This is a genomic window from Bacillus sp. LR--39 (assembly GCF_053613335.1).
In genome coordinates, this window is record NZ_JBSIOT010000393.1 from 1 (window position 1) to 1000 (window position 1000).

Annotated in this window: 1 protein-coding gene and 1 pseudogene; both read right to left on the minus strand. The window is 42.9% G+C overall.

The features are described 5' to 3' along the window. Positions 1-165 (minus strand): annotated as a pseudogene (gene ridA, locus ACWHAR_RS23495) (2-iminobutanoate/2-iminopropanoate deaminase); the annotation flags it as partial. Beyond that, positions 162-1000 (minus strand): pur operon repressor (gene purR / locus ACWHAR_RS23500; protein WP_452088001.1); only part of this gene is annotated, 839 nt, incomplete at its 5' end. The pseudogene ridA and the gene purR, both read right to left, overlap by 4 nt.

The window sequence follows — 1000 nt, forward strand, 5'->3', positions numbered from 1 at the left end:
GCTGAATACTTGATGAGTCTGCTCCTTAATATCGCCGTTCACCATTTCGCCTGAAGGAGTCAAAGGGATTTGGCCTGAGCTGTAAAACATATTGTTGACGATAATCCCTTGTGAATAAGGCCCGATTGCCGCTGGCGCATGTTTTGTGTGGACTGCTTTTGTCATGATTCTGTCTCTCCATTCTTTAAAAGATTGTCTTTAAGAAAACGCAGAAAATTGCCATTCTGAATTTCAATGGACTTCTCTTTCATGTTGATGGTTGAAAGAGTAAGAAGTGACATATATTCGTCAACAAGACGTTCATCTACTCCTTCGGCTTCAACTAAGACGCCGATTCCCGCCACATTTGCGTTAAACTCATCCAACAGATTAATCATACCATTAATGGTGCCGCCTGCTTTCATAAAGTCATCAATAATGAGTACGTTTGACCCCGTTTTCATGCTTCTTTTCGCAAGTGACATTGTTTGAATGCGGTTTGAGGAGCCTGAAACGTAATTAATGCTGACTGTGGAGCCCTCTGTTACCTTATTGTCTTTACGAACGATCACAACAGGTACATTCAAATAACTTGCAGCTGCATACGCAAGAGGGATGCCTTTCGTGGCAACGGTCATGACAACATCAATTTCGCGCTCTGCAAACACGGAAGCAAACAGCTTCCCTACCTTGGAGAGTACAGATGGCTTTCCTAAGATATCCGTTAAATATACATAACCGCCCGGAAGGATACGCTCAGGATTTGCCAGCGACTGTCCAAGTGTCTGCACAAACTCTTCAGCTTCAGCCTGCTTCATTTTCGGAATATATTTAACGCCTCCGGCAGCTCCGGGAACAGTAAGCAAAGTACCAATCCCCTGCTGTTCAAAGGTTTGTTTAATAATTGTTAAATCTTCACTGATCGATGATTTTGCAGATTCATACCGCTCAGAGAAAAAGGTTAGCGGTATTAACTCGTGCGGATGGGTTAACAAATAATTTGTTAAGTCCACCAATCTGC